At 40.6% G+C, this 2,778-nt stretch carries 1 protein-coding gene; it reads left to right on the plus strand.

All coding sequences use genetic code 11. The features are described 5' to 3' along the window. Positions 1–2,778: hybrid sensor histidine kinase/response regulator (locus tag AACS98_RS23300; RefSeq protein WP_232317235.1), on the plus strand; the 2,778-nt coding region annotated here is incomplete at both ends.

Consider the following 2,778-nt stretch of genomic DNA (forward strand, 5'->3'; position numbering starts at 1 on the left):
TAAAATCTAGGAATAAAGCCCAAAAATATCGACAAATCCCCCTGAAATCACTGTTAATTATTCCTTTTGTCTTACAAGTTGTCGGTGCAGTCGGGTTAGTTGGCTATCTTTCCTACCGGAGTGGACAAAAAGCGGTAGAGGATATAGCTAAATCCTTGATGACGGAAGTAGGCGATCGCATTGATCAAAATCTCGCCCATTATTTGCAAAATTCAGTCAAAGTTACCCGCAATAATGCCGATGCAATTAAACTAGGCATTTTGAACTATCAGGATTTATCCACAGTAAAACGCTATTTTTGGCAGCAATCACAAATATTTAATGAGATTAATTCCTTTGCGATCGCTACCGAGCATAAAAATATGTTAATTGTGGTCAAACAGCATGATGGCTCGCGTGTGGTTCGCATCAAAGATAAGTCAAATAATAACAATTGGGATAATTACCTGACTGACAGTGAGGGCAACTACATCAAATTAATCCGACGTTCAACGACTTATGATCCGCATAATGATCCGCCTGGAAATCCTTGGTATGGGGCAACCAAAAAGGCAGGACGTGGAATTTGGCGGATTGTTGTTGCTCGCATCCACAACGATCAACCAAAATTAGTAGCCGCCTATTTTTTACCATTTGTTGATCAAAATAATACCTTTCAAGGAGTTCTCAGTTGCGCTTTTTCTCTATCCCAATTAGGGGATTTTCTCAACAGGTTGAAAATTGGTAAAACCGGTCAGGCTATTGTTGTAGAACCGAGTGGATTGTTAATCGGTACTTCCACAGGTGAAACTCCCTTTCTTTCCTACTTAGTAAAGTATCTGAATTCTGATAAAGAAAAAAATGACCCCAGCAAATATAGATTAAATGCCGTGGATAGTCGCAATAAACTTACTCAGAAAACCACTCAAAAATTACGGGAATATTTCGGAAGCCTTAATCGCATTCAGACAAAACAAGAACTGAGCTTTACAGACGAGCATGGTAAACGCTACTTTGTGAAAGTTGTCCCATTGCAGAGTCAAAAAGATTTAAATTGGCTGACAGTGATTGTCATTCCTGAAGCTGACTTCATGGCAGAAATTCAAGCCAATGCGCGTTCGACAATCATATTATGTAGTTTAACTTTAATTATGGCCACAATCTTATGTATCATGACTGCAAATTGGATTACAACTCCTATATTGCAATTAAGTCGAGCCAGTCAAGCTTTAGCATTAGGAAAATGGGATAATTCTGATTTAGAAACTGGCTCAAGAGCAATTCAAAGTATTACAGAAGTAGCAACGCTGGCTGATTGTTTTCATAAAATGGCTAGTCAGTTACAAACAGCTTTTGAAACTTTAGAACAACGAGTCAAAGAGAGAACCGCAGAATTAGCCATTGCCAAAGACAAAGCCGAAGTCGCAAATCAAGCCAAAAGTGCATTTATTGCCAACATGAGCCATGAATTGCGTTCTCCTCTAAATGCGATTCTCGGATTTTCCCAACTAATGATACGCGCTAAAAACTTACCATCAGAACAGTATGAAAATGCTGGGATTATCTATCGTAGTGGTGATTATTTACTCACACTAATTAATAATATTCTCGATTTATCGAAAATCGAAGCCGGAAAAACTACCCTGAATCCCCAAGACTTTGACTTGTATCGCTTACTCGATGATTTAGAAGATATGCTACATCTGCGGGCAACAAACGCCGGATTGGCTTTGATATTTCAGCGCAATGACAATGTTCCCCGCTATATCTGCACAGATGCAGTCAAACTACGTCAGGTGTTAATCAATCTACTCAGCAACGCGATTAAATTTACCTCAGAAGGCAACGTCAGTCTACTTGTGTTTGCAGGAGAACAAGAAACCACAGATGTATTTCATATCCATTTTCAGGTGCGTGATACAGGTGTAGGGATTTCCGCCACTGAATTACCCAAATTATTTGATGCGTTTACGCAAGCCCAAGCCGGAAAAGATGCCCAAGAAGGTACAGGATTAGGTTTAGCCATTAGCCGTAAATTTGTGCAACTGATGGGGGGAGATATTTCAGTTGAGAGTGAATTAGGCAAAGGTACAACTTTTCAATTTCAGATTCAGGCGAAATTGGCGCAAGCAACAGTCAGCAAGAGTTCGCAAGCATATCCACAAGTGTTGGGGCTAGTTGCCAATCAGCCAACATATAGAATTCTCACAGTAGATGATAAAGCCATTAATCGCCAATTGTTGATGAAGTTACTCACGCCTTTGGGGTTTGAGGTGAGAGAGGCGAGTAACGGCAAGGAAGCGATCGCAATTTGGGATGAATGGGAACCGCATTTAATCTGGATGGATATGAGAATGCCTGTCATGGATGGTTATGAAGCGACTAAATATATTAAGTCTACTACCAAAGGTAACGCCACAGCCGTCATCGCCTTGACAGCCAGCGTCTTAGAAGAAGAAAAAGCCATAGTTCTCTCTGCTGGTTGTGATGACTTCCTCCGCAAACCCTTTGCCGAACACACCATTTTTAATGCACTAACTAAACATCTTGGTGTAAAATTTATCTTTGCCGAAAGCCAAACGCCCCTAGTAAATCAGGCAACAGAGACTATCTTGACATCGCAACACCTCACCTGTATGCCTCAAGAATGGATTACTCAGCTATACACAGCTGCGCTGGAGGCAAATACCAACCAAGTCATAGAACTGGTAGGAGAAATACCAGATACAGCAACTAATCTGATACAATCACTGACAAAACTGGCTCGACAATTTGAATTTGAGAAGCTGGTTGAGTTAG

The organism is Anabaena sp. CA = ATCC 33047 (genome assembly GCF_963870205.1).
In the GTDB taxonomy this organism is placed as follows: Bacteria; Cyanobacteriota; Cyanobacteriia; order Cyanobacteriales; family Nostocaceae; genus Trichormus.